The organism is Zobellia nedashkovskayae (assembly GCF_015330125.1).
In the GTDB taxonomy this organism is placed as follows: domain Bacteria; phylum Bacteroidota; class Bacteroidia; order Flavobacteriales; family Flavobacteriaceae; genus Zobellia; species Zobellia nedashkovskayae.
On record NZ_JADDXR010000002.1, the window covers coordinates 626,113 to 652,974 of the forward strand.

Sequence of the window (26,862 nt, forward strand, 5' to 3'; positions counted from 1 at the left end):
TAAACGGGCAAATCTCCCTTTTATTTGTTCATGTGAAGCAATTCTTCGACATAGTCCCTTTTGTTGGATAATCTAGGTATCTTATGTTGTCCACCTAACTTATCTTTTGACTTCAGCCAATCATAAAAAAGATTCTCTCTGGCAATATGAACTATGGGCATATTTAAAGTAATGTTGTTATAACGTTTGGCTTCATAATCAGAATTCAATGACTTTAAAGCATTATCTAAATACTCGGTAAACACGTCTATATCTTCGGGCTGGTTTCTAAACTCAATAAGCCACTCATGCGCTCCTTTTTCCTTACCCTCCATAAAAACAGGTCCGGCCGTATAATCTTTGATTTCGGCACCGGTTTTAGCACATATGGTCTTTAGGGCTTCTTCTGCATTTTCTATAATCAGCTCCTCTCCAAAAACGTTTATATGATGCTTTGTACGCCCTGTAACTTTAATACGGTACGGACTGGTAGATGTAAATTTAATAGTGTCTCCAATCTTATAACGCCAAAGACCTGAATTGGTAGTAATTATAATTGCATAATTCGTGTTCTTTTTGACTTCCCAAAGAGGAATGGCCATTTGACCTTCCGTGCCGTATTCACTCATAGGAACGAACTCATAGAATATGCCGTAATCCAACATTAATAACAAATCATCCGCATTATTACGATCTTGAATCGCAAAAAATCCTTCCGAAGCATTATAAATCTCATAATACTTAAAGCTTTTGCGCGGCAACAAGTTTTTATACTGCTCTTCATAAGGGTTAAAACTTACCCCTCCATGAAAATACACCTCAAGGTTGTCCCAAATTTGAAAAAGATTATCCTTACCAGTTTCCTGTATTACATTATTAAGAAGCACTAACATCCAAGAAGGCACGCCCGCTAAACTCGTTACATTTTCTTGTGTACTTTCTTTTATTATAGCCTTGAGCTTACTCTCCCACTCGCTCATTAATGACACCTTACTGCTTGGCGTACTACTATACTCTGCCCACAAAGGCATGTTATCTATAAGAATGGCAGACAGATCTCCAAAATACGAGCCATTGTCCTCATACAGTTCTTTACTCCCACCAAGGCGCAGACTTTTACCTGTGAACAACTGGGAATTCTCATTATTGTTCAAGTACAGGCAAAGCAAATCTTTACCAGATTTGTAATGACAATCTTCCAAGGCCTCTTCACTTACCGGAATAAATTTACTTTTGGCATTGGTTGTACCACTACTTTTAGCGAATAACTTTACAGAGGTTGGCCAAAATATATTTTGTTCTCCGCGACGTGTACGCTCTATAATAGGTTCAATTTCTTCATAGGAAGAAATAGGAACACGCTCTCTAAAGGTTTCATAATTGTTAATGGACTCAAAACCATACTTCCTGCCGATTTCTGTGTCTTCGGCTATTTCTATAAGTTGATGAAGTACTTCTTCTTGAACTTCTGCTGGATATTTTAAAAAAAGTTCGATTTGGTGATATCGCTTTTTTAGCAACCACGAGGCAATAGAATTGAATAAGGTAATCGGCATTTTTGGGTATCTTTGAATTCGCTAAATTTAAGTTTAATACTTATCATTTTCAAATTCATTTTAAATCATACTTTTTTATGCAGTACGAAGGCGTTCTAAGAAAAATGCAGACCGAAATAGGAAACCCCATTCAATACTATATGGTCTTTGAAAATGATTTTTTGAACGTAAATCAAATTCTGGATAAAGAGTTAGAAATCAATTTTATAAAATTCCAGTGCTTAAATTGTGGCAGAGACCGTCCTATTTTTCGCCAAGGTTTTTGCAAGACCTGTTTCTACGAAATTCCTTCTGCAGGCGATTGGATTATGCGACCTGAATTAAGTACTGCGCATTTAGGAAAAGAAGATCGTGACCTAGAATATGAGAAAAAAGCACAACTTCAGCCCCATATTGTTTATTTAGCGAACTCAAGCAATATAAAAGTTGGTGTAACCCGAAAATCTCAAATTCCAACACGGTGGATAGATCAAGGTGCACATGAAGCTATTGAAATAGTTGAAACTCCAAACCGATATTTGGCCGGTATTACAGAAGTAGCTCTAAAAGACCATATTGGTGACAAGACCAATTGGCGAAAAATGCTCACCAATAATGTAGACGATGAAAACCTAGAGGAATGGCGCAACAAATTGAAACAATACATTCCCGACGAAGCCCAGCAGTACTATATTACTGATAATTCAGAAACTATCCTTGATTTTCCCGTGCTGCAATATCCAGAGAAAGTTAAAAGCCTTAATCTAATTAAATCGCCTAACTATAAAGGAATTTTAAAGGGTATTAAGGGACAGTATTTAATTTTTGAGGATCAAACCGTTTTCAATGTTCGTAGTAATGAAGGATACTTTGTATCCCTTCAAATCAGTTAGAAAACTTTTAGGCGACAAAATTAAATCTCCATAAGCGCATCATTTTATTTTTGAACCAAAAATAGAACGGTTTGGACTACTCTTCTTAAGCAATCACAGCTACCTTTTGCCAAACAAAAAAAGTAGAGTGCATGTCCAAAGAAGAATCAACTAAGAAAAAAAGTAAAAGCAAATGGCCAGTATACCTATCTCTTATGATAGTAGTATTACTAGTTGTAGGCTATTTCACCATTCCGTCTATCCAGTCGTTTTTTAATGAAGCTTGGCAAGTATTGACAAGTGGTAATCGAAAAGAAGTAGAAAGTTGGGTGGCACAGTTTGGAGCATGGGGCCCTGTTGTTTTGATAATTGCCATGATTGCACAAATGTTCATGATTATCGTTCCATCTGTAATGCTTATGGTTACTTCAATCTTGGCCTATGGTGCGGTATGGGGAAGTCTCATTGTTTTATTTGCTGTCTTTATCGCTTCCTCGGTAGGTTATGCTATTGGCAAACTTTTAGGCAGAGACCGTGTACAGCGTATTATTGGAAAAAAGACGGAGAAAAAGGTAAGCACTTTCCTAAAAGATTACGGTTTTTGGGCAGTTATAATTACCCGCCTTAATCCATTTTTATCCAATGATGCCATTAGCTTTGTGGGTGGCATACTACGCATGGGGTATTGGAAATTTATTGGGGCAACCCTAATTGGCATTACCCCACTTATACTTTTCATTGCTATACTTGGCAAAAGTACCAATAGCATGAAAACAGGTCTACTTTGGGGCTCTTTAATAAGCCTAGTTATTTTCTTGTTATATGTTTGGTATGACAAAAAGCATAAACAAATAGGGTAATCCTATTAATTACTTTTTTTCCCTAAGAGTCCACCTAAAATATTCTTAGCTTTCTCTTTTACCACGTCTTCTTTTTCCTCAGGTGCAGCAGTATCTGTTTTCACTGTAGTTGTATCTTTCTTACTTCCACCTAACAAACCACCTAAAACTTCTTTTACGTCATCTTTTGTAGATTTGCTCTCACCTTCTGTATCGGATTTACTTCCACCTAAAACATCTCCTATTAAATCTTTAGCCTTATCCTTACCTTTGTTAATTAGCTTTTGCTTTTGTATTTCCACCAATTGGTTTGTTAAGGTCTTAACACCCGAACCCAAATCTGTGCTAACTTTAGGGTTATCATAATTACCCCCTATATTAGCTACAACAGGAATTTTCAAATCTTCTAGGTCACTCTCACCTATTTGAGCAATTAACTTACTCACATCACTGCCTAGGTACTTAGCGGGCACCTCCATAGTAGCCGTATACTTCATTTCTTTATTAAAAGTATGAGTACCGCCAACGTCAATAGCTATATCTTTATATTTTACCGTAAATGGTTTTACGTTCACTACCCCATTTTCAAAAGTAAGCTTGGTTTTTAAATCATCAAGATTTAATTGTTTCATGTCTATGAAATTCAGCTTACTATTAAGAGATGTTAGCATTGGAGCACTTTCCGCGTCAACTTCTTTCGTCATGATATCAGCAAAAATATCTCCTGTTAACGTCAATAAATCGGGCACTAAATCATCGGTAAGACTACCTGAAAGCTTAATATCAGTATCCATAGTCCCCTTTAAGATCTGGGCAATTGGAGCAACTGCCTTTAGAAGATCAAGCGATTTAAAGGTTTCACTTATACCCAATTCCTTCATATCTAAATTCATGGCAAAAGTTGGCGTTTCTTCTTTTGTAGAAACCTCTCCATTAAATGCCATTTTACCATTAAAAATAGAAGACGTCATATTAGTAAGTGTTGCCTTCTCATCTTTAATTTTTAGATTACCCTTTACATCTTTCAAAGTAAGGTTGTCATAAAGCACGGTATTGGCCGATGCATTTATGTTGGCATCCAAAAATGATGGTATCTTAATTTTTTCTTCTGTGACACCTTCTGTTTTCTTTTCTTCTGTTTTACCTTCACTTGGTTCGGTTTGCGTTTCTTCCACCATAAAATCACTTAAGGCAAAAGTATTGGAAGAAAGGTCAAAATCACCCTCTACTTTTTCATCGTTGAACATAAAGCCCAATAGATTCTTAATGGTTCCTTTGGCATTAAAATCCGTTTTACCAGTAGTACCACTTAGCTCGTTTAACGTTACTGTAGAAGGATTAAAAGTTAATTTAGTACTCTTAAGTTTTACTGGATTTGGTATTTCTTCTGAATTGTATTCAAAATCACTTAAACTAACCTTACCATCGGTAGTTGTTTTCTCATATTGCTCCTTTTCTATGGAAGCCATATCAAAAGCGGTCTTCACATCAACAACTAAAAGCCCTTTTAAATCCAGATCTGCAGGCACTGGATATGCCTTTTTTAGATTAGCTAGGTTCATTTTACCATCTATATGGGCATTCACTTTGGTGTTACCCATTAGTTCTTTGATGTGTGCAGTCATATCAAACTTATCCTCATCAATCATAAAGGACAGTTTATCTATATCTACATACGTATCTTCTGCAATACCCGTGGTGTTATTGATTTTAGTGTCAATAAAAACGTTACGAACCCCCTTTGGCAAGTCTGGATATTTAAAAGAGGCATTATCAGAATAAATTTTGATATTAAATTTAGGAATATGCTCCTCGTCTACAACACCATTGAATTTACCTTCAAGCATAAAATTCCCCGTGGTCTTTACATCTTCAATATTCTTAGAATACTCCTCAGGTATAACTGCCAAGAAGTTTTTAAAATCAGAAGAAGGTGTTTTAAAAGTAATATCTATTTCTTGACTGTTCTCATTAAGTTTAATAAAACCATCAAAAACCAAAGCCAGCTGATTGATCAATGCTTCGTTCTTTAAAAAAGTGTATTTATTTTCTTTTAAATCAACACCGATAAGAGCATCTAACTCAATTTTATTCTTGTTCAAATAATTAGTGCTGTCCATTTCAAAAGAAACCAAGGCCTCAGTAAACGTATCTAGTTCAGATTTTTCCGAAGAAAGGTCACCTTTTCCATTGTGTTGCATATCTGAAATTACCAAACGCATGCCAGTAGACTGATCGTCATAAACAATATTAGTATTAGTAATGGCGTATGATTGTAAATCCAGATTAAAACCATCACTAGAAGTATCGGCAGGAGCACTTGGCTCATCTGATGGTACCGCAATATCAAAACTGGCATTCTCCTCTTTATCTATAGTAACGTTTACCAGTGCACCATCTACCGTGAGACTTTTAATCCCTATTGGCTCATCTTGTCCTTTAAACAACTCACCAATACCCATGGAAAGAGCTACTTTCTTAGACGCAAAAAGTGTATCCCCTTCAAATGGGGCTTTATTTAACAAAACCACATCTTCCATACTAACCTCAGCATTCGGAAAACTGCTAAAGAGACTCAGATTAGCTTTTGAAAAATCAAAATTAGCGTTAACATTTTTGTTCACGTTATTCTTTATAATATCCTCAATTTTGGACTCAAGGAAAAAGGGCGCAGCTACTAGTACAGCAACAATAAGCAGTACAAACACTCCTAAACCCCAAAATATTTTCTTTTTCATATTTCTATTTCAAATACTGATTTATACAACTTAACGGAATAAAAAAGATGAGCGTTTACTCTAGCATTGATATCCATTTTAAAACTGGGTACAACCTAACGAAAGAAGCTCGGTCTCTTTAACTCTTATATTAAGATTCTTAACCCTAACGGTACAACTCCAAAAAGCACTGAATATTATACCTCTAGCACTATTTCTTCTCCCACGGCCAAATTAAACCGCTTTCTCATTATATATACGAACAAATACAAGAAAGGAGTGTCTAAGAGTGCTATTAAAATTTTAAAAACAAATCCACTCACGACCAACCCAAAAAAAAGGTCCCACGGAAGAATACCAAATACACAGAGAAGCCCTACTACAGTGAAGGTATCTACAAACTGAGAAAGAAAGGTAGAGAAGTTATTACGTACCCACAAATACTTGCCTTTGGTCAATTTTTTCCAGAAATGATAAATGGCAATATCAATATACTGCGCAAAGAGATAGGCTATCATAGAAGCCAAAACCGCTATTGGGGACAGCGCAAATACTTGGGTAAATGTTGCATCGTCTATTGGAGAAGAAGGTATGGCTGGAGCCACTTCTGCCAAAAGGATTATAGCCATAGAGAATAAGCTGGCAAAAATACCTGCCGTAACAATCTGATTAGCCTTCTTTCTACCATAAATCTCAGAAATTAAATCTGTAATTAAAAAGGTGATTGGGTAAGGCAAAATTCCTACTGATATTTCAAAAAGTGACACTCCAAAAATGGTAAAATCACCAAAAGGATTCCAATAGAAGAACTTCTGAAAAATAAGATTAGAGACCACCAAAGAGGTAATAAACAGCGCTCCCAAATAAAGATATATCTGATATGCCAAACGGCTATCTTTTAAATTCATAAGTATTTTCTTATTAAAGTGATCGATGAACAGTACAATTTCACCGATGGTTGTTCGTTAAAACAAGACTCTTAAAACAAAATCAAAAATAGCTTAAAAAATACCAAGCATGAAAAAAACCATACTTACATCCTTACTGGTATTGGGGGCAGTTAGTGTCAAAGCCCAATCCTATGTCGGATTTCTGACGGATAATTACAGTGGCGTCAACAGCTTAATTGCCAACCCTGCAAATATTACGGATTCTAGATTCAAAACAGATATTAATATTGTAGGTGCAAGCACATTCTTTAGTAACGATTATTATGGATTAAAACTGGGTGACGTAATCACCTCAGATTTTGATTTTGATACTGATGGTAAAAAGTACCCCAAAGACAGCAATAATTTCTTTGGTAATGCAGATGTTTTGGGCCCATCATTTATGTTTAACCTTACACCCACAAGCTCACTAGCCGTATTTACAAGGGGAAGAGTAGGTTACAATGTAAACAAAATTAATGGAGACACTTTTGAAAGCCTTTCTAATGATTTTGATGAGAACGATGACCTAATGATAGATGAAGAAGATGTTTATCTTACGGCTAATGCATGGGCAGAAATTGGCATTACTTACGCACAAGTTCTGATGAACAAGGACCAACACTTCCTTAAAGGAGGTATTTCCTTAAAATACCTACAAGGTATGGGAAATGCTTACGCCAGTGGAAAAGACATAACTATAGATTATGATGCTGATGGCACTCCTTTACCAGGTGGGCAAACTACCGGAAGTATCGAATCCGTAGGCGAAGTAAACTATGGCCACAGTGATAATATTGATGATAATTTTGAAAATTTTGAAGTTGAAATTGTAGATGGTGCAACTGGCTTTGGTGTAGATTTAGGAGCTGTTTACGAGTGGAGACCTGATTACGCTTCCTATGTTTCTACCGATGGTGCAAACTCTTTTAAACATCTGAACAAGTACAAATTGAAATTTGCCCTTTCTATAAGTGATATCGGTTCCATAAACTATAAAAATGGTACTCAGAACACCTATGATATAACAGGTACGGTAAATGAAGACGATTTTGAGAACGAAGACAATTTAGAAGACCTCTTAAACAACTTATATACGCAGACTTCAGTTGATACCTCAGAAAAATTTGCTTTACCAACAGCTCTTCATTTTAACGTAGACTATAGTTTAAACAATAGATTTTACCTGAATTTAAATACTGATTTTTCATTGCGTTCTAATTCCAAAGTAAATACAAATAGAATACCAACAATGGTTTCTTTTACTCCTCGCTTTGAAAGCAAATGGCTTAGCTTTTACATGCCTGTGAGCATTACCCAAGGCTCAGGAGCACAATGGGGAGCTGGTTTTAGAGCAGGACCTCTATATGTGGGTTCTGGCTCTGTCATGACCTTATTACTAAGTGACAACTCAAAAGCGGCCGACGTTTATGCGGGATTGAAAATACCGGTATACCAAGGAAAACCTAAAGACAGAGATGGCGATGGTATAGTAAACAGAAAAGACGATTGCCCTGATGAATTTGGCCCAATTGAAAACAACGGTTGCCCGTGGCCTGATACCGATGGTGACAAGGTTATTGACAAAGAGGATAAGTGTTCTGAAGAAGCAGGCGAAGTATTGAACGATGGTTGCCCATTAGTTGATTCTGATGGCGATGATGTACTTGATGAAGATGATAAATGTCCTAACCAACCTGGAGCAGCAGAAAACCAAGGGTGTCCTTGGCCAGATACAGATGGTGATGGTGTTTTAGACAAAAACGACCAATGTCCTAATGAAATGGGAACCGTTGCTAACAATGGTTGTCCAGAAACTCCTGAAGTTACCGAAGAAGTTCAAAAACTACTGAACGATTACGCTAAAACTATTCTTTTTAACTCTGGAAAAGCGAGTATAAAAGCAGAATCCACAAGTGTTTTGGTAGACATCATGAGCATTCTTAAAGAGTATCCTGAAGCTAAATTTACGGTAGAAGGCCATACAGACAGCGTAGGTAGCAAATCTACGAATCAAAAGCTATCTGAATCCAGAGCTATTTCGGTTAAGGACTTTTTAATAGAAAAAGGAATTGACAGCTCTCGTTTAACAGCTATTGGTCATGGAGAAGATAAACCTATTGCCTCCAACATGTACAAAGATGGTCGGGCTCAAAATAGAAGGGTAGAAATTAATCTAGTAAAATAACAAGTACGTATGCCAAAAGAGCCCGCTATTAACGGGCTCTTTTTATTTTAAAAAAGTTATAACCAGATTATTATTTAATATCAAGCACAAAAGGCATACGTGCCTGCACTCCCTCCTGCTCCATCGCAGATTTCACCTGTTTTAAAATGGAATACGCTTCAGAACCAATTTCTTCTTCTATAAAATCTTGCTTCACTTTAGCACTGGCACCGCCTAAATCTTCCAATAAACGTTCTATACCAGTTTTATATTTTGGAAATTTCTTTATGCCATAATCACTCAATTCAGCCATTTTCGCAGCTTCTGCAATGGCATCTTCCAGATTACCCAATTCGTCTATAAGACCAATACGTTTTGCATCTACCCCACTCCATACGCGTCCTTGCGCTAGACTATCTGCTTCTGCCATACTAATATTACGCCCTTGAGAAACCCGTTGTAAAAAAGTATCATAAGTACTTTCAATACTTTCTTGAACATAACCTCTAAATTCGCTAGACATGGGTTCAAAAACGGAATATTCTACTGAGTTTTTATTCGTACCCACTTGTTCTGCATTAACACCTATATCAGCAGCAAGCTCAGTTAAATTTGGCACTGTTCCAAAAACACCTATAGAGCCGGTAACCGTAGTAGGTTCTGCAAATATCCTATCTGCACCAACAGCAATATAATATCCTCCGGAAGCCGCCACGTTACCCATGGAAACCACTACAGGTTTTTTTTCTTTTGCCAATACAATCTCTCTCCAAATGATATCGGAAGTTAAAGCACTACCTCCAGGAGAGTTCACCCTAAGTACAATTGCTTTTACATCATCGTCCTCTTTTGCTTTAATAATAGCTTCATTGATTATACCCTGACCAATAACATCCGGTCCACCTTCCCCATATAATATTTCGCCTTGCGCAAAAACAACGGCTATCTTATCTTTTCCGCTTTTAATTACTTTTTTGTTCGAACGGATTACATAATCCTGTAACTCTACAATATTTAAATCATCTTCCTTTTCAAGATGTATAGCATTTCTAAGTTTCTGTTCGTATTGATCAAAGAAAATAACATCATCTAACAGTCCGGTTTCTTTGGCAAATTCTGGAGTTCTACCTCCTAAGGTATCTGCAATGATATTCAAATCGGTAGAAGAAATGCTTCTTCCCTTAGAAATATCATCAACCATAGAATTCCACAACGAACCAATTAATTCGTTAATCTGTGTACGGTTAGCCTCACTCATTTCGTTAGCAATAAAAGGCTCAACAGCACTCTTATACTTTCCGTGGCGTATGACTTCCATCTTTATGCCTGTTTTCTCCTGTAAATCTTTAAAGAATAATACTTCTGAAGACAAGCCTCTAAAATCCAATCCTCCTACTGGGTTTATAAATACAGAATCGGCAACACTGGCCAAGTAGTAATCTTTCTGCATATAAAAATCTCCATACGTGTAGATGAACTTACCACTTTCTTTAAAGCCTTCTAGTGCTTTTCTAATTGCCTGCGTCTGGGCAAGACCGGCCATCACAAAGTTATTATTGATGCTTATGCCTTTGATATCATCATCATCTTTTGCTACAGTAATAGCCTGTAAAATCTCATCTAGACCTTGCGATTGCTCCATGAAGGCCCCTGTAAACGGATCCATACTATTATCGCCTACGTAATCACTAATAGGTAATTTTAGTTGGAGCTCTAAAATGGAGTTGTTCTTTATGGAAACCGACTCTTCAGAACTGCCTACAATACCGGCAAAAATAACGATCATTATTAAAATAACTCCAAAAGCAATAAGGCAGCCGATAATGGCCGCCAAAAGATTTCTTAAGAATTTCATGAAAATTGAGTTAGTATTTTCACCCAAAGATAATGAACTCACCTCTACTTTTTGTTTCTTTGTTATATATTATGAGCAACCCCAAAACAGTATACCTATCACTTGGAAGTAATCTTGGTGATACTTTGAACAACTTACAGGACGCATTGTTTGCTATAAACAATGCTGCCGGAGAAGTGCAAAAGATATCCCATGTGTATCAAACAAGCTCCTGGGGTTTTGAGTCTAACGACTTCATGAATATTTGCATATCCCTTAAAACAATTATGGCTCCGCAAGAACTTTTGCGAACCTTATTGGATATTGAGACTAAGTTAGGCAGGATAAGATCAGGCGAAGATGGGTACCACCCTAGATTAATTGATATTGATATTTTATATTACGAAAGGGAAGTTTTCATTTCTGATAACTTAATTATTCCGCATCCTGAGCTTACGTACCGCAAATTTGTATTAAAACCTTTGGGTGATATTGCCCCTCAGTTCTATCATCCCATTTTAAATAAAGATACACGGAACCTTGTGCAAGAATGTCGCGACAAAGGGAAGTTGGAACGCACCCCTTTTAAATTACATAGAAACAGAGCCGACCTTTTTGCGCATATAAACTTTGTAGCTATTGAAGGGAACATTGGTGCCGGTAAAACAACTTTGGCAAATAAGATATCGGAAGATTTTAACGGTAAATTGGTATTAGAGCGTTTTGCAGACAACGCATTTCTTCCAAAATTTTACGAAGACCAACACCGTTACGCTTTTCCTTTGGAGATGTCTTTCTTAGCAGATAGATACCAGCAGTTTACAGATGACACCTCTCAATATGACCTATTTAAGAAGTTCATGGTGAGTGATTATGACATTTATAAATCCCTCATATTTGCCCGTATTACATTACAGGCAGAGGAATTTGAACTCTACCGGAAACTATTCTACCTCATGTATAAAGAGGTGAAAAAGCCCAAAGTATACGTATACCTTTACCAAACCACTGAACGTTTGTTAGAAAACATTAAGGAAAGAGGTAGAGATTATGAAAAAAAGATTGCTCCTGATTATCTTCAAAAGATTAACCAAGGGTATTTTGATTTCATCAAAGGATATCCTGAACAGAACAACCTAATTATTGAAATGGGCGACCTTGATTTTGTTGGTAATAAAGACGATTACGACACCATTATTGATAAGATAACCAAATTCGCCATTCATTTACCCAACTAGGCTTTTAGTGCATTCATTTTAGACCATAAATCCCAAACGACAACACCTGCACTCACCGAAATATTCAAGGAGTGTTTAGTACCGTATTGTGGAATCTCTATTACACTATGGCTGGCGTCTACCACTTCTTGGGACACTCCTTTTACCTCATTACCAAAAACTAAGGCGTACTTTTTGGCCGGGTCTATTTCTAATTCATTAAGCATTATGGCATTTTCCGCTTGCTCAATAGCCAAGATGGTATAACCATCTGCGGTCAACGATTTCACTAAATCAACCGTACTTTTTTTATGTTCCCATGTTACGCTTTCAGTAGCACCCAAAGCTGTTTTTCTAATGTCTTTATGCGGTGGTTGCGCAGTAATGCCACAGAGGTATATTTTTTCGATTAAAAAAGCATCGGAAGTTCTAAAAACCGACCCTATATTATTTAAGCTCCGGATATTATCCATTATAATGACAATGGGCGACTTATCAGCCTCTTTAAAAGCTTCAATATCTAATCGGTTCAGTTCTTCGTTCTTAAGTTTACGCATGCTATAGTTTCCCTTGGAGGGGTTGTTTTTAATGTTTCTGATATGGTAAAACGCTGAAGATAAACTTATCCTCAAATATCAACAATGGTTTATCTTCCCTTGAAAAAATAGTACTTTCGTTTTACAGACTTTCGTCGTAAAATTAAACTATTCTTATCGCTTTGGGAAAACCAGAAAAAACAAAAAAGGTAACGCCTTTAATGAAACAGTACAATACCATCAAGACGAAGTATCCTGATGCTTTATTATTGTTTCGTGTAGGCGATTTTTATGAAACTTTTGGTGAAGATGCCGTAAGAGCTTCAAAAATTTTGGGGATTATACTCACCCACCGTAACAATGGTGGTGAGCGCACTGAATTGGCGGGTTTTCCTCACCATTCAGTCAACACCTATTTGCCCAAATTGGTGAAAGCTGGGGAGCGGGTTGCTATTTGCGACCAGTTGGAGGATCCAAAAATGACCAAAACTATCGTGAAACGGGGTGTCACGGAACTGGTTACTCCCGGCGTTGCTATGAACGATGATATTCTAAATGCCAAGACCAATAACTTTCTTTGTGCCGTTCACTTTGGAAGAAAACTACTTGGTGTTTCTTTTGTTGATATTTCTACAGGTGAATTTCTCACTTCTGAAGGTACGGAAGAACAAATTGATAAACTCTTACAAAACTTTGCTCCCAACGAAGTGTTGGTTTCAAAAAAACATAAAAAAGAATTTCTAGATGTTTTCGGGAAACAGTTCCACACTTTTTATATGGAAGACTGGGTTTTTCAAAACGATTACGCCCTAGAGACCCTTACCAATCATTTTAAAACTAGCACACTAAAAGGCTTTGGTGTTGACCATCTAGGCCATGGTATTATTGCATCCGGCGTGGTTTTGCATTACCTATCGGAAACACAGCATAGACAGCTACAACACATAAACAGCCTAAAACGTATTGCCGAGGAAGAACATATCTGGATGGACCGTTTTACCATTAGAAACTTAGAACTTTACCATTCCAACAACCAAAATGCGGTAACACTTTTAAGTATTATAGATAAGACCTTATCTCCTATGGGCGGGCGTATGCTTAAAAGATGGCTGGCACTCCCGTTAAAGAACACTGAAAAAATAAGCCGACGGCACCAGGTAGTTTCCTATTTGCGAGATCATGATGATTCTCTGTTAAAAATTCAGCAACGTATCAAACAAATGGGCGATTTGGAACGCCTCATTTCTAAAGTTGCTACCGGAAAAGTGAATCCAAAAGAGATTGTACAGCTCAAAAATTCACTGGAAGCTATTATTCCTATAAAACAACTCACGGCACAAAGTAATGATGAGTCTTTACAACTGATATCCGACCAACTACATGCATGCGACATGTTACGCAGCAAGATTAAGGAAATGATTAATGAGGAAGCTCCCGTCCATATTCCAAAAGGCAAAACTATTGCCGATGGTTATTCTGATGAGCTGGACGAACTTCGCGGATTGGCATTTTCAGGTAAAGATTACTTAGATAAAATGTTGACACGCGAAACTGAACGCACCGGCATTACTTCTCTTAAAATAGCTTCTAACAATGTTTTTGGCTATTACATTGAAGTCCGTAATACACATAAGGACAAAGTGCCCGAAGAGTGGATTCGCAAGCAAACCTTAGTTAATGCAGAACGCTATATTACAGAGGAACTTAAGGAATACGAAGCCAAAATTTTAGGAGCAGAAGAACGTATACTTAATCTTGAGCAACAACTGTTTTCTCAATTGGTGGTTTGGGCACAAGAATATATTGCTCCAGTTCAAAATAACGCTCAACAAATTGCTCAGTTAGATTGTCTTTGTGGTTTTGCTCAACTTGCCAAAGAGAACAACTATTCAAAACCAAACATTAACGACTCTACCGAAATCAATATTAAAAATGGTAGACACCCCGTTATAGAAAAGCAATTACCATTGGGCGAGGCCTATATTGCCAATGATGTAATTCTAAACCGAGACGAGCAACAAATTATAATGATCACCGGTCCTAACATGAGTGGTAAATCCGCTATTCTTAGGCAGACGGCACTTATCGTACTTTTGGCTCAAATGGGCTCTTTTGTACCTGCAGAAGCTGCTGAAATAGGTTATGTAGACAAAATCTTTACCCGTGTTGGCGCGAGTGATAATATTTCTATGGGTGAATCTACTTTTATGGTGGAAATGAATGAGACCGCTTCTATTCTGAACAACCTATCCGAACGTAGTTTGGTCCTACTAGATGAGATTGGAAGAGGAACAAGCACTTACGATGGTATTTCTATTGCTTGGGCCATTAGTGAGTATCTTCATGAGCATCCTGCAAGAGCCAAAACACTTTTTGCCACACACTATCATGAGCTTAATGAAATGTGTAATACCTTTGAGCGCATCAAAAATTTTAACGTTTCAGTGAAAGAATTGAAAGACAATGTGCTTTTTCTTCGGAAATTGACCGAAGGTGGAAGCGAACATAGTTTTGGTATTCATGTGGCTAAAATGGCGGGAATGCCCTCCCAAGTCATCCATAAAGCGAATAAAATTCTCAAAAAACTTGAAAAATCGCACTCCAGCGAAGAGCTGACCGATAAATTAAACAGTGCCCAAGATGAGATGCAACTAAGCTTCTTTAATTTGGATGACCCATTGCTCTTGCAGATAAAAGAAGAAATCACCTATCTCGATATCAACACCTTAACACCCGTTGAAGCTCTTATGAAATTGAATGAAATAAAGCGATTATTAACAAAAAACAAGAAGGCAACCTCATAATTTTTGGACAACAAAAAGTGCTGTTTTTTTATTTTTAAGATTTCATATAAATATTCTTTGAGTTTTAGAGAATTGTATTAAATTTGCATCCGCATCTGTGAAAGATGTCACGTTCATTACCTTATTACAATACGCGAAAATAGCTCAGCTGGTAGAGCGCCACCTTGCCAAGGTGGAGGTCGCGGGTTCGAATCCCGTTTTTCGCTCAAAGAGCACTTTTACGCTCAACATATTAACGCTGCATGACGGCGTTTTTTTGTTAAAGACTTTACCAATAGCGGCTCGAGTGGTGGAATTGGTAGACACGTTGGACTTAAAATCCAATGGACATTAGTCCGTACGGGTTCAAGTCCCGTCTCGAGTACTTTAGACCCTTGTTAATCTTACGATTTTCAAGGGTTTTTTGGTTTTAAGCCTCAAATGAACATTCATTTTATCTTCCCATGTACTAACTATAGAAAAACACCTATAATCCTATTCAATTTCTTAAATTGCTTTTCCGGACCGACAATGTCAATTTAAACATTTAAGCATGCTAACAGCCAAAATAGCAATGAGATTACCAAGAAGATTTTTTTTGTTACTAGCAATCAGTATTGCAATTTGGAGTTGTACCGATAAACCTTCAGAACAAGAAATCAAAAAACAAAATAAAGACACAGGCTGGGAGCAACTAATAACAGAAGCAAACACCATAGGCAAGCCCGAATGGAGACCTATGTTACAATATGTAGCCGAATTACATAAAAAAAGTACACACGAAGCTGTATGGCCCTTTGAACACGAATGGGAAGAAATTGGACCAGGATATATTTACGGACCTGCATTTGGGCATTGGGATATTGTTAACCAAGCCATTGATGTGGTCAACTCTCATCCAGAACATGCTATTAAACAAATGTTCAACAATATTAAAAACCAAGAAGCAGACGGTTTAATTCCTGGGTCGATTTGGATGCCAAATGCAGAATCGGACAGTGTAACTTGGGATAAAAAGATAGGACACCCTCCATTCTGGCCATTTGCAGTAGAAGATTACAGGAAAGTTACAGGAAACGATTCCATAATAAATCATTTTTACTCCCCATTAATTAGACAAATCACTTGGTTTGAAAATAATCGAAAAGCAGAAGGAGAAGGCTTCTTTTACAATGACATTCTACTTAAGGAGTGGGAAAGCGGAATAGACGAAGGAATACGGTTTGACGATACAAAAGATGGAAAATTCGCATGTATCGATGCCACCTGCCATGTTTATTTTATGTACCAGATGGCAAGCAAATGGTCTAAAGAACTAAATCTGGACAACACCTACTTTGAAAAGCGTTCAGAGAATTTAAAGAAATTTATTCAAACCGAATTATATTCAGAAGAAGAAGGTTTGTTTTTTGATTCTTGGGCAATGAAAGACCCTTCACTTAGAAGTTTAGCTTTTGAGACGTTGTTTCCTATTGTATTTGGGGTAGCAACTCAAGAACAAGCAGATAGATTAATAGATGATTACCTTTTAGATAGTTCCTATTTTAACACGGCGCACCCAGTTGCAACAGTTGGCAAACGCGACCCTAAATTTGAATTAAGAATGTGGCGCGGACCATCTTGGAACAGCATGACCTATTGGATTGCCCGTGGCTGTACCCAATATGGAAGAGAAGATGCAACAAAGATACTTATGGAAAAAGCATTGGACCAAAGTTCAGTACAATTTGAAAAGACTGGAACCATATGGGAATTCTATCATCCTTTGGGAGGAAGCCCTAAAGATGTTTTGCGAAAACCACAAACAGAGAAAAACGAACCCTGTAAAGATTATTTAGGTCATAATCCTTTAATTGAAATGACTAGACTATATGATAGCGTAAAAAAGTAAACTTGTAATTTATCCAATTAATCAAGCGTTAGAAAGTCTAAGAGTAAAGCATCATATTGTTAGCTATAATCCTCCTCGAAAAAAACTTTTAGCAACTTCTTCATCGTGGTCGAAATTTGTACGGGAAAACCATATTCGACCTGATAATAATGAAATAGCAACCCCAAAAGACTACAATAACAAAACCTTAACACCCTATACTTGCGATAGCAATTGATTATGATATGTTACTTGCTAAACAATTTTTATGAAGCTATTATATATTAAGAGAAAAACAACAACAGAGAAACATTACAGCATAAATATGGGACCGTTAACTACCAAGGTAACTTCTATAAAGCGTTACTTTATAGGGCTACCCATTAATACCGTTCAGAAGTACAGGAAGACCTATTACGGAAAAATAAAGAACTATGAGGATTGCCAACTGTTTATCTAAACTATAATACAAGACCTATCTTTGCAATTTATAAGTAACCTTTTAAAATAAATTCATGAAAGTATTAGTAATCGGTGCCGGAAATATGGGCTTAACCTATGCAGAAGGCATGTCTAAATCCAAACTACTCAAGAAAAAAAATATTATGGTTTTAGACAGTTCCGAAGAGAAACTGAAAGAACTGAATGAAATAGCACACTTTGATACATTTGAAAAATTAGAGGAATGTGTTCCACAAGCAGATATTATTTTTATTGCGGTAAAACCCTACCATTCTGCTAAGTTGTTCGAAACCATTAAACCACTAATTAATTCTGAACAAATAATAATTTCCATTATGGCAGGTATCACCATAGATACCATAAAAGAACAAACAGGTTTGAGCAAGATTGTTCGTGCTATGCCTAATCTACCTGCAAAAGTTGGCAAAGGTCTTACTTCTTACACAGCATCCAATGAGATTTCAAGAATTGAACTGTTGACTGTAGAGAATCTTTTAGATACCACTGGAAAATCTATTAGAGTGCTTGATGAGAACTTTATAGACGCCTCTACAGGCATTTCTGGTAGCGGCCCTGCCTATGTATTCTATTTTATGCAGAGTATGATGGAGGCCGCTTTACAAATGGGGTTTTCTAAAAAGGTATCCAGTGTTTTGGTAAGCGAAACCTTTACAGGAGCTATTGAGCTGTTCAATCAGAATAATTTGAGCCCTAACTCTTGGATGGACCGTGTAGCTAGCAAGGGTGGCACAACACAAGCTGCATTAGATTCTATGGACGACAACAATGTAAGCGAACTGATTAAAGAAGCTGCTTTCGCTGCCTTTGACCGTGCTGTTGAATTGGGTAAGGAAGAGCAGCCTCACTAAAAAGCATATGCAAACACAAAGCTACTAAGCTTACGGTACAGTTTAATGAATAACCTAACCCTGCTAAAATGCCGTGATACCAGAAATCTCTTACATTTTATCGAAAAAATCAGTGTGTTTTAGACTTTATACCGTTCTTGTTTGTATACCAAAGCAAAAAATTAACCACGAAAAGCACCCAGAAATGGTACTTTGACCTTAATTGAAGCAATATGGCCTCGAACTTTACACAAAAATCAAAAACCACCAATACTACGGATAAACTAGTGGAGAAACTTTACTTATTGAAACAGAAGTTTCAATCTTCTTATTATGGTAACTCAGATGGAAGAAAATATGAGAAAGCTCGCAATTTTAATATTAGACTAAGTAACATCTTATTTGAAGCTAATCAAATGGCTGCTAAATTGGAGTTAGTTCCAAACAACAGTCATCTTTCCATAAGTTCAGAAATTCAAAAGTTAGAAAAAGAGTTAAACGAGCTTATCTAATAGAAGATTCACATAGACTTTCTTTTACCTATATTTATAGCTTACTAAAAAATCATATGAGAAAAAGGTACTATAAAATTGGTGGAGTCCTTGTGCTTGTCCTTTTTCTTTTTATTTTATTGTGTGATTTCATCATAAGCTCATCTGCGAAAGGGAAAACCTTTTCTAATCCAAATGAAATCCCTAAAAATAGAGTGGGCTTGGTACTAGGAACTTCAAAAAAATTGATCGGGGGACTTCCAAATCCTTACTACACTTATCGCATAAATGCCACCATAGAACTTTACAAAGCTAAAAAAATAGACTTTGTATTGGTTAGTGGTGACAACGGCACTCGTTATTATAATGAACCCAATACTTTCAAAAAAGACTTAATAGCCAAAGGTATTCCATCTGAAAAAATCTTTTTAGATTTTGCAGGTTTCAGAACCTTAGACTCCATGGTGAGAGCCAAAGAGGTTTTTGGACTAAATAATGTTACCGTAATCTCACAGGAATTTCACAACCAAAGAGCTATCTATTTGGCTGAAAAAAAAGGCTTAAATGCTATTGGTTATAATGCAAAGAGCATAATTGGCACACAAGGCCTTAAAGTTCACTTACGTGAATATTTAGCAAGAGTCAAAGTTTTCATTGACTTGGCCCTCAACATCCAACCTAAGTTTTTTGGTGAAGAGGTTGAAATAAAATAACATCTCTTTTCCATTTAAAAGACTTATTCTGGCGGCCGTAATCTGTCTTACCTGTCAAAACTAAAGCTCATTTTAAAAATACTAGTTCGGATGTATTCCTCAACTCTTTTCATGACAGCTATTGACATGATGCACAATACCTAAATGACTTCATAAAAAGATTCTAATAAAGTTAGCATATTCCTGTTGTTTTCAGAGTAAACTTTATTGTGCTGAATTTCTTTAATCCTAATATAGAGAAATTGTTAGTGACAACTGCTTCTTTAGTAATCCAGTATTAGGGTATAAAAATTTAAAAAAGAGAACAACCAAAGAAATACCGGGTATAGAAAAGCCCAAGAATCATTTTAAGCAATGATTCTTGGGCATATTATTTAAATCTCTATTTTCTATTTATCGGTATTAATTTTTGAATAAAAATTTTAATAAACACTTAACTTATTGACTAATAGCGTCATAATTATCAATGACAAAAAGTGTTCTAAGATTCTGCTTATGAAGAAAATCTAGGCAATACACACCATTCGTACAGTTATTGATAATTTTTTCTTCTCCGTAACCTACGGCCTTGGTTATGTTCTCACTTGAAACACCGTTTGCCAATAGATAAGCTTTAATAGCCTCTGAGCGTTTCTCGGATATCCGTTTGTTAGAACTACTCCCGCCCTTACTATCCGTATGGGTCTCAATTGAAATCCTAAGCTTAGGGAATTTCTTAATAGCATCTACAACCTTATCCAACTCTGAAGTCATTGCTATATTAACATTACTCTTACCTGTTTCAAAGAAGAAATTATTTACGTTCAATACCTTTTTCCCTTCCTTCTCTTTGACAATATCACTTAAGGAAGCTAGTTGCACCTGTAAGGGTGCTTTCTGCAACTCCTCCAATTCCTTAGGATTATATGTTTCTCTAAAAGTTGAATAACCATCTTTGATTATTTCCATTGAAACTATATCCGTATAGGGTATTTCTACTTGATAGCTACCGTCTCCTTTAGTTACCATTTCGACAAGAACACTACCACTATTATCTAGAACTCGTACTTCTGCATCAGCAATTGCCTCATCATACGGAGGTTTCACAACCTTTCCTTTAAAAATAAGCGTACGCGGACCCGGTTTGGCCGCTACTTTAAAACCATAGATATCATCATTACCCTTGCCACCTGGTCTATTGGATGAAAAATAACCCATTAATTCATGACCCTCACCAGGTCGTATGATAAAACCGAATTCATCATATTTTGAATTTATTCCCTCACCAAGATTTACAGGAATACTAAAAGTATTATCAGGTTGTATATTACTACGATATACATCCATTCCTCCAACACCATAAAAAACATCTGATGAAAAGAAGAGGCTATTATCGTAAATATAAGGCGCTATCTCATTACCTGGCGTATTTATTCTTGGACCCATATTTATAGGCTCTGACATTACCTGACCATTATTGGTCACTACATAGTACAGGTCAGTTCCACCATAACTATCATCAAAATTAGCGGCAAAATATAATCGCTCATTTTCTTCATCATAGAACGGATAATAAAAAGACGTACTCAAATCCTTCAGTAAAAACCTAAAGAGCCCGCCCTCATAAGCCATACCAATAGCCAATGCGTTCTTTCCTTTTTCATCAAAAGCCAGGTTTTTACCTTTGGCATTAGAAAGCACATAGTATGTACCTCCAGTTGTACTGGAATAGAAAGGTGTGGATTTATGAAAAGGAGAGTCAGGCACACCTTTATAAACGTTTACAGAACCTATGTTGCCCCCTTTTTCTATATCAGCTTCGTAAATATCCAAATACGATTCCCCAGAAGGACCATAAATACGTTTTGATTTGCTCTTTCGCCCACTACTGAATAACAATTTATCATCATGAAACGCAGGAGAAAAGTCCGAAAACTCGCTATTACCAGTTAAGGTGAAAATAAAAAATCCAGCGGCCTCCGTTTCTTTCTTATCGAACAAAAGGTAGTTAAATTCAGCATTTTCCACCAATTCACTTTCAAGTGAATTACTCTTAGATTTCAAAAATGCCTTAACTCTATCTTGCTCGGAAATTTTAGCCAAACTTTGTAACATCTTATTAAAACGATGCGCAGACATTATAGTATCGTTCTTATTAATATCAAGATATAATTTTGAGGCTTTATTGTACTCTCCCGTTTTAAAGTAAGAATCCGCTAAGTTCAAAAGCTGATTATTAGTAATGAACTTACCCTGTTGCATTTGTTTGTTATACTCAATAATAGCATCATCGTAGGCATAACTATAAAAATAATTATCGGCCTTAGATGTCACCTCTTGCCCGTAAGAAAATCCTATGGCCAACGTAAAAAATAATATGAAGATTCTGAATTTCATAGTCTAATATTAGAAAAATCTAGGCGTATCAATTTGTTTTGGCTTCCCTTTTAAGCTCTTGCTACTTCCGCCAGAACCATCTCCTCTACCTAAATAAAACTTAAGGATTATTTCGTGTGAACCACTACTGAACTCACCTAATGGGCTCGTGTTATAATCGTACGAATACCCAATAAAACTACCATTGGTTATTTGAAACCCTACAAGGCCACTAACTGCACTTCCCAACCGGTAAGATGCCCCCATGGTAAACTTATCGTTATACATAAAGTTAGCGCTCAGATTGGTATTTAAAGGTGCTCCGTTAATATAGTTCAACAAAAATGCAGGTTTGAACTTCAACATTTCGGAAACATCAAAGACGTAACCCCCTATAAAGTTGAACTGTAATTTGTCTTCTATAATTGTAGCTACATCATCGTTGTATATACCATCCGTCAAAAAATTAGGTATAGAAGCCCCTAGATACCAAATGTCATCCTCGTACAGAAAGAAACCAGCTCCAATAGTAGGATAAAATTTAGAAATGTTTTCACGTCCTAATATTGGTTCCCCTGGGTTTTCGAAAGTACCTTTTGAAAAATCTACATTCAAAAAAGAACCTCCTGCATCCATTCCAAAGGAAAGTTTTGCCTTGTCGGAAACATTAAACTGGTACGAATACGCCACTTCTACATACGTCTGTGTAGATGGTCCTAGTTGATCGCTAATAATATTAAGACCAAGTCCCGTTTTTTCATTGGCGAAAGGTATGTTGGTTCCTAAACGAATGGTACGTGGTGTACCGTCAACATCTAACCATTGTGCACGATAGGAAGCTGCTATTTCAGGATTCTGAACTGAGCCTACATAACCAGGGTTAAAGCTACCAATGTTATACATGTACTGCGTATACTGAGGTTCCTTTTGAGCAAAGCTATTTGCCGAAATGAACAATACACCTATAGTAAAGCAGATGTAACCGTAAAAGGATTTTAGTGTTCTATACTGCATTATCCTATTTATCTTATGAGCTGAATCCAGCCTTTTTTAGTGGTATTGGTATCAAAACCTTCTACTTCTTCTTGTAGCGTTACGTTTAGGATATAAAAATAAGTGCCGTCAGGTGATTCTTTACCTTCCCACATTCCATCCCAAATAACTTCATCGGTCATTTGATCGCCTTCAAAAATTACTTTTCCGTATCTATTGAAAATTTTGATATCGTAAACCAAATCTATCGTAGTAGACCCGAATTCCTTATTTATTTTCAGTACATCATTAGTCCCATCGTTATTTGGAGAGAACTGATTGTAAATAATTCCTAACTCCGCTTCGGTCCTTGCTGAAACATTTACGATAGCCGTGTCTGTATTATTAGCGTATTTGTCTTCGCTATCAACCGGAGAGGACCGTATAATTTCAGCACTATTCTCAAAAGTACCCTCTATTGGAAGTCCTACTCTTATTTCAAGAATAGCAACTTCATTTCTAATCAATTCCGGTATGACCCAGATTCCGGTCTCAGATGAGTACTCCCCTTTATCTGCTATGCTGCTTATATAAACAAAGCCACTATCTCCTCTTGAAGAAATAGTATCTCGTACTTGGATATTAGAAATAGCATCTTCATTAGAATTATTCGTTACCCTAATTGTAAAAATTACTTCTTGACCTACTAACGGGTTAACTCTATCTGAGTTTTCATACGGTTGTCGAATACCTAGTGTATCTCCTTCTTTAACAATGCGCGCAAATTTCTCCAAAACTAAGTCAACACCTTCCGGAAGAGCAATGTTTAAAGTGATTTCTGAACTATCATTTGCAGGGTTACTATCTACTGGGAACGATTGTAAAAGTTCGGCTACGTTCGTGTAAGGACCTCCGTCCAACACATCAACAGTGATAGTTAAAGTGGTTGTTCCGTTTACCGGAATCTCAGCAATTGTCCATTCGCCAGCAGCTAAATCATAACTACCATCCGCCGCGCTGTGTGATTTGTATTCAAAACCTGTTTCCAGCATCTCGCCTACCGTAACATTTCGAGCAACACGATCAGATAGATTATTAACTGTTAGTGTAAAAATAACCTCATCGCCCGCAACAGCCGCTTCCTTATCAACTGTCTTTATTACTTCTAGGTCTATAGGTGTCGGGTCGCAATTTGCATTATTGACATCAGGGTCGCAAGCATCTAAAGGATTAGTACCGTCTGCTTCTTCTTGCCCGTCAGTAATACCATCTTCATCTGTATCACAAAGTCCATTTGAACTATCTGGAATACATGCGTTATTGTTGCCTGGATCTAATTGATCAAAAACACCATCGCTATCCGTATCCAAAACATTGGACTCTAAAGCGTCAATTATTCCGTCTCCATCAGTATCTAAAGGATTGGCAGTATCATCACCAACTTCAACACCATCATCTACACCATCACCATCAGAATCCGCATTATTAGGATCAGTACCAAGGCTAGATTCCAATCCACCAAATAAGCCATCACCATCATCATCAGTATCACAACTACTAACAGAAATACTAACCTCAGCCGTTTCATTAACACAGGGTGCCTCCGCACCTGTAGTTGTATAAGCAAAAACATATGTGCCATTTGCCAAACCTTGAAAATCTACCACGTTTTCACCATCAGGAGTTACATTAGCAGGCCCTGAAGACCAAGCCCATGTACCTGCGCTTGCCGCTGTAGAAAAAGTGGTATCTAAATCTAAGGTGGTAGTACCAAAAGCAGCGTCATTACAAGACGATGCATTTTCTGGTGCACCTGTATTTACAGGAGGTAAAATAACAGCATCTACTTTAACTCGTGGAAATGACCTACAGGTATTAGATACTGCCTCTACATAATAAGATGTTGTACTCGTTAAAGCACTAATAGTAAGGATTGCTCCATTTCCAACTAAAGCACCGCCAGTCTCACTTGTATACCAGTTATAGGTGGCATTTTGCGTAGCAGTAGCCGTAAGTGTGACCTCTCCTGGCCCACATCTACTATCTCCAGTTGGAGTCCCAAGAATTTCAGGTGTCGAATTTTGAACCAATGTTAACGTTAATGATGGACTCGGACAATTATTTACGGCATCATAATAGAACCCATAATATGTACCTGGTAATGGATCGTTTATCCTATTATTTGGAACAAAACTCCCTACCAGATCTAAATTATCCGTTGCCCAACGCAATACGCTGGCATTTGGGCCACTGTTAGGAGCGTAGTCATTTAAAGACGATGTAATATCATCGCAAAACGTTCGCTGGACAGTTGTATCTAATACTGGGGCAGCATTTCCTGCGGTACATGGATCACAATTAGCTACATTAATAGTAACTGTTGTTGATTTATTAGTACATGGTTCTACTGCACCATTTGTAGTAAAAGTATAAACGTAAGCTCCCGCAGCTTGCCCGCTAAAATTTACGGTAGCATTTGCTCCTACAGGAGCAATATTTGTTGGACCAGAAGTCCATGCCCAGGCACCTGCATCTTGGCCTGTAATTACGCTAGCATTATTAAGGTCTATAGAAATAGGTCCAAACTCATTAGTTGCATTATTACATGCAGTTTGCGATGAGGATACAGTACCTGCAGATGGCGACAAACTCTGCGTAATAGTTATGGCTGAAGATGGACTAGGACAATCATTAGGTTCATCCCAGAAAAAAGCATAGTAAGTTCCAGGAGCACTTACAGGACTAAGCCCTGTTCTAGGCGCCCAATCTGATTGCAATAATAGATTTGTATTATTGGTAGTCCATATTAGGACCGCCCCTGTAGGTCGTGCCCCATCATAGTATGAATCTAAGTCCGTCGTGAAATCGTCACAAAATGCTGCTGTAGTTGCATTTAGAACAGGAGCAACATCCCCCGCTGCACAATCATTATCTTCTATTGTAACTGTTCGTTGAGCAAGTGGTGTGGCCACATAGTTAAACTTCGCTGTATTACTAGGAGCTCCTAATGTTAAAGTAACCGTTTCGTCGGGCTCTACAATGGCATCATCTATAACATTAATATTTAAAGCTCTAGCAGCTTGACCTGAAGGAAACGTAAATTGACCAACTTGACCTGTTGTTGTATAATCAGAAGTAGGCGTTGCAGTACCCCCTAAAGTGTATGGTATTGTAATTGTTGTTCCAGTAGCGTTCTCCTTGTCTAGCGTAAGTAAATAGCGCCCCCTAACCGTAGTTTGTTCAGCTGCATTAGGTTCTGGAGTCGTCAAGGTAAAAGTACCCGTATCATTGTCTTGTATGGTAAAAGTAACAGTATTAGCAGTCGGACTAATAGTTCCAGTACTAACATTGCTTATCGTAATAATAATGGTCTCACCTAGCTCAATTAATTCATCTTCACTTATGTTGATATCAAAAGATTCACTAGGGGCTACAGCGGTCAAAGTAAAAGAAAGGGTGAGAGCCTGGTAATCCACGTCAGGGGTAGCTGTGCCCGTAATACTTAGCGTAACAGTGGTAGGCAATAAAAAACCTCCGGCTCTAGTAACTGTATACGAACCACCAACACCGGCAGCCCCTTCTACAGGTTCTGTGGGCGTAGTACGTGCAATAGAGACTGTCTGAGCACTAGCAGCAAAGCTAAAACCCAAAAACAATACAAATAATAAAACAACTCTTCCTTGTGCTCTTAAACTGTGGGAAAAGCAAACTTTTTTCTTTTTCAATTTCATAACTGTCCTTTG

General features: G+C 37.2%; 18 protein-coding genes and 2 tRNA genes. 12 read left to right on the forward strand and 8 right to left on the reverse strand.

Translation table 11 applies throughout. The features are described from left to right. Window positions 1-20 precede the first annotated feature (20 nt). Window positions 21-1,535 carry a GH3 auxin-responsive promoter family protein gene (locus IWB64_RS02705; RefSeq protein ID WP_194532556.1) on the reverse strand — a complete coding sequence of 505 codons (1,515 nt, stop codon included), beginning with the start codon at window positions 1,533-1,535 and terminating at the stop codon, window positions 21-23. Between the two features lie 77 nt (window positions 1,536-1,612). Between IWB64_RS02705 and IWB64_RS02710 the strand changes: the two genes are divergently transcribed. Together IWB64_RS02710 and IWB64_RS02715 are read left to right on the forward strand one after the other, a co-directional pair. After that, complete coding sequence (locus tag IWB64_RS02710) at window positions 1,613-2,407, forward strand: DUF2797 domain-containing protein (protein ID WP_194532557.1); 795 nt, start codon at window positions 1,613-1,615, stop codon at window positions 2,405-2,407. 131 nt (window positions 2,408-2,538) lie between these two features. Continuing rightward, window positions 2,539-3,246, forward strand: a complete 708-nt coding sequence (locus IWB64_RS02715) for a TVP38/TMEM64 family protein (RefSeq protein ID WP_194532558.1) — start codon at window positions 2,539-2,541, stop codon at window positions 3,244-3,246. 5 nt (window positions 3,247-3,251) lie between these two features. Here IWB64_RS02715 and IWB64_RS02720 read toward each other — a convergent pair whose 3' ends face one another. Together IWB64_RS02720 and IWB64_RS02725 are read right to left on the reverse strand one after the other, a co-directional pair. After that, window positions 3,252-5,963: an AsmA family protein gene (locus IWB64_RS02720; RefSeq protein WP_194532559.1), complete on the reverse strand. Its 2,712-nt coding sequence runs from the start codon at window positions 5,961-5,963 to the stop codon at window positions 3,252-3,254. A gap of 176 nt (window positions 5,964-6,139) precedes the next feature. After that, entirely contained in the window at window positions 6,140-6,850 is a 711-nt protein-coding gene (locus IWB64_RS02725) for a queuosine precursor transporter (protein ID WP_194532560.1), read from the reverse strand. A 109-nt stretch (window positions 6,851-6,959) separates the two neighbouring features. Between IWB64_RS02725 and IWB64_RS02730 the strand changes: the two genes are divergently transcribed. Continuing rightward, window positions 6,960-9,059 (forward strand): DUF5723 family protein, encoded by a 2,100-nt coding sequence (locus IWB64_RS02730; RefSeq protein WP_194532561.1) that lies wholly within the window; start codon window positions 6,960-6,962, stop codon window positions 9,057-9,059. A gap of 70 nt (window positions 9,060-9,129) precedes the next feature. Here IWB64_RS02730 and sppA read toward each other — a convergent pair whose 3' ends face one another. Continuing rightward, window positions 9,130-10,893 carry a signal peptide peptidase SppA gene (gene sppA, locus IWB64_RS02735; RefSeq protein ID WP_194532562.1) on the reverse strand — a complete coding sequence of 588 codons (1,764 nt, stop codon included), beginning with the start codon at window positions 10,891-10,893 and terminating at the stop codon, window positions 9,130-9,132. Window positions 10,894-10,964: 71 nt separating this feature from the next. Between sppA and folK the strand changes: the two genes are divergently transcribed. Next, window positions 10,965-12,110: a 2-amino-4-hydroxy-6-hydroxymethyldihydropteridine diphosphokinase gene (gene folK, locus IWB64_RS02740; protein WP_194532563.1), complete on the forward strand. Its 1,146-nt coding sequence runs from the start codon at window positions 10,965-10,967 to the stop codon at window positions 12,108-12,110. On the opposite strand, the gene IWB64_RS02745 is transcribed toward folK, so the two are convergent. Then, a complete protein-coding gene (locus IWB64_RS02745; protein ID WP_194532564.1) occupies window positions 12,107-12,646 on the reverse strand; it encodes an RNA methyltransferase in 540 nt (179 codons plus the stop codon). The genes folK and IWB64_RS02745 overlap by 4 nt on opposite strands. A 200-nt stretch (window positions 12,647-12,846) precedes the next feature. On the opposite strand from IWB64_RS02745, the gene mutS reads away from it, so the two are divergent. The 8 genes from mutS (at window position 12,847) to IWB64_RS02785 (ending at window position 19,792) form a co-directional block, all read left to right on the forward strand. Further along, window positions 12,847-15,429: a DNA mismatch repair protein MutS gene (mutS, locus tag IWB64_RS02750; protein WP_194532565.1), complete on the forward strand. Its 2,583-nt coding sequence runs from the start codon at window positions 12,847-12,849 to the stop codon at window positions 15,427-15,429. A gap of 133 nt (window positions 15,430-15,562) precedes the next feature. Next, window positions 15,563-15,635 (forward strand) — tRNA-Gly (locus tag IWB64_RS02755). A 74-nt stretch (window positions 15,636-15,709) separates the two neighbouring features. Beyond that, a tRNA-Leu gene (locus IWB64_RS02760) sits at window positions 15,710-15,793 on the forward strand. Between the two features lie 168 nt (window positions 15,794-15,961). Then, window positions 15,962-17,299, forward strand: a complete 1,338-nt coding sequence (locus IWB64_RS02765) for an MGH1-like glycoside hydrolase domain-containing protein (protein ID WP_194532566.1) — start codon at window positions 15,962-15,964, stop codon at window positions 17,297-17,299. Window positions 17,300-17,546: 247 nt separating this feature from the next. Continuing rightward, window positions 17,547-17,738 carry a hypothetical protein gene (locus IWB64_RS02770; protein ID WP_194532567.1) on the forward strand — a complete coding sequence of 64 codons (192 nt, stop codon included), beginning with the start codon at window positions 17,547-17,549 and terminating at the stop codon, window positions 17,736-17,738. A 55-nt stretch (window positions 17,739-17,793) separates the two neighbouring features. Then, a complete protein-coding gene (proC, locus tag IWB64_RS02775) occupies window positions 17,794-18,609 on the forward strand; it encodes a pyrroline-5-carboxylate reductase (RefSeq protein WP_194532568.1) in 816 nt (271 codons plus the stop codon). Window positions 18,610-18,821: 212 nt separating this feature from the next. Next, the gene (locus IWB64_RS02780) at window positions 18,822-19,100 is read left to right on the forward strand and encodes a hypothetical protein (protein ID WP_194532569.1); all 279 of its coding nucleotides are present in this window, start codon (window positions 18,822-18,824) and stop codon (window positions 19,098-19,100) included. A 56-nt stretch (window positions 19,101-19,156) separates the two neighbouring features. Continuing rightward, window positions 19,157-19,792 carry a SanA/YdcF family protein gene (locus tag IWB64_RS02785; RefSeq protein WP_194532570.1) on the forward strand — a complete coding sequence of 212 codons (636 nt, stop codon included), beginning with the start codon at window positions 19,157-19,159 and terminating at the stop codon, window positions 19,790-19,792. 438 nt (window positions 19,793-20,230) lie between these two features. Here IWB64_RS02785 and IWB64_RS02790 read toward each other — a convergent pair whose 3' ends face one another. Genes IWB64_RS02790 through IWB64_RS02800 form a run of 3 tightly spaced genes read right to left on the reverse strand, consistent with a single transcriptional unit; the run spans window position 20,231 to window position 26,850 of the window. Beyond that, the gene (locus IWB64_RS02790; protein WP_194532571.1) at window positions 20,231-22,168 is read right to left on the reverse strand and encodes an OmpA family protein; all 1,938 of its coding nucleotides are present in this window, start codon (window positions 22,166-22,168) and stop codon (window positions 20,231-20,233) included. 9 nt (window positions 22,169-22,177) lie between these two features. Beyond that, complete coding sequence (locus tag IWB64_RS02795) at window positions 22,178-23,161, reverse strand: PorP/SprF family type IX secretion system membrane protein (RefSeq protein ID WP_194532572.1); 984 nt, start codon at window positions 23,159-23,161, stop codon at window positions 22,178-22,180. A gap of 8 nt (window positions 23,162-23,169) precedes the next feature. Next, window positions 23,170-26,850, reverse strand: coding sequence for an Ig-like domain-containing protein (locus tag IWB64_RS02800; RefSeq protein WP_194532573.1), 3,681 nt, complete (start codon window positions 26,848-26,850; stop codon window positions 23,170-23,172). Window positions 26,851-26,862: the final 12 nt, after the last annotated feature.

Excerpts from the sequence above, each read along its gene's own strand:
- IWB64_RS02705 (WP_194532556.1), bottom strand. The coding sequence starts at position 1,535 with ATGCCGATTACCTTATTCAATTCTATTGCCTCGTGGTTGCTAAAAAAG.
- IWB64_RS02710 (WP_194532557.1), top strand. The coding sequence starts at position 1,613 with ATGCAGTACGAAGGCGTTCTAAGAAAAATGCAGACCGAAATAGGAAAC.
- IWB64_RS02715 (WP_194532558.1), top strand. The coding sequence starts at position 2,539 with ATGTCCAAAGAAGAATCAACTAAGAAAAAAAGTAAAAGCAAATGGCCA.
- IWB64_RS02720 (WP_194532559.1), bottom strand. The coding sequence starts at position 5,963 with ATGAAAAAGAAAATATTTTGGGGTTTAGGAGTGTTTGTACTGCTTATT.
- IWB64_RS02725 (WP_194532560.1), bottom strand. The coding sequence starts at position 6,850 with ATGAATTTAAAAGATAGCCGTTTGGCATATCAGATATATCTTTATTTG.
- IWB64_RS02730 (WP_194532561.1), top strand. The coding sequence starts at position 6,960 with ATGAAAAAAACCATACTTACATCCTTACTGGTATTGGGGGCAGTTAGT.
- sppA (WP_194532562.1), bottom strand. The coding sequence starts at position 10,893 with ATGAAATTCTTAAGAAATCTTTTGGCGGCCATTATCGGCTGCCTTATT.
- folK (WP_194532563.1), top strand. The coding sequence starts at position 10,965 with ATGAGCAACCCCAAAACAGTATACCTATCACTTGGAAGTAATCTTGGT.
- IWB64_RS02745 (WP_194532564.1), bottom strand. The coding sequence starts at position 12,646 with ATGCGTAAACTTAAGAACGAAGAACTGAACCGATTAGATATTGAAGCT.
- mutS (WP_194532565.1), top strand. The coding sequence starts at position 12,847 with ATGAAACAGTACAATACCATCAAGACGAAGTATCCTGATGCTTTATTA.
- IWB64_RS02765 (WP_194532566.1), top strand. The coding sequence starts at position 15,962 with ATGCTAACAGCCAAAATAGCAATGAGATTACCAAGAAGATTTTTTTTG.
- IWB64_RS02770 (WP_194532567.1), top strand. The coding sequence starts at position 17,547 with ATGAAGCTATTATATATTAAGAGAAAAACAACAACAGAGAAACATTAC.
- proC (WP_194532568.1), top strand. The coding sequence starts at position 17,794 with ATGAAAGTATTAGTAATCGGTGCCGGAAATATGGGCTTAACCTATGCA.
- IWB64_RS02780 (WP_194532569.1), top strand. The coding sequence starts at position 18,822 with ATGGCCTCGAACTTTACACAAAAATCAAAAACCACCAATACTACGGAT.
- IWB64_RS02785 (WP_194532570.1), top strand. The coding sequence starts at position 19,157 with ATGAGAAAAAGGTACTATAAAATTGGTGGAGTCCTTGTGCTTGTCCTT.
- IWB64_RS02790 (WP_194532571.1), bottom strand. The coding sequence starts at position 22,168 with ATGAAATTCAGAATCTTCATATTATTTTTTACGTTGGCCATAGGATTT.
- IWB64_RS02795 (WP_194532572.1), bottom strand. The coding sequence starts at position 23,161 with ATGCAGTATAGAACACTAAAATCCTTTTACGGTTACATCTGCTTTACT.
- IWB64_RS02800 (WP_194532573.1), bottom strand. The coding sequence starts at position 26,850 with ATGAAATTGAAAAAGAAAAAAGTTTGCTTTTCCCACAGTTTAAGAGCA.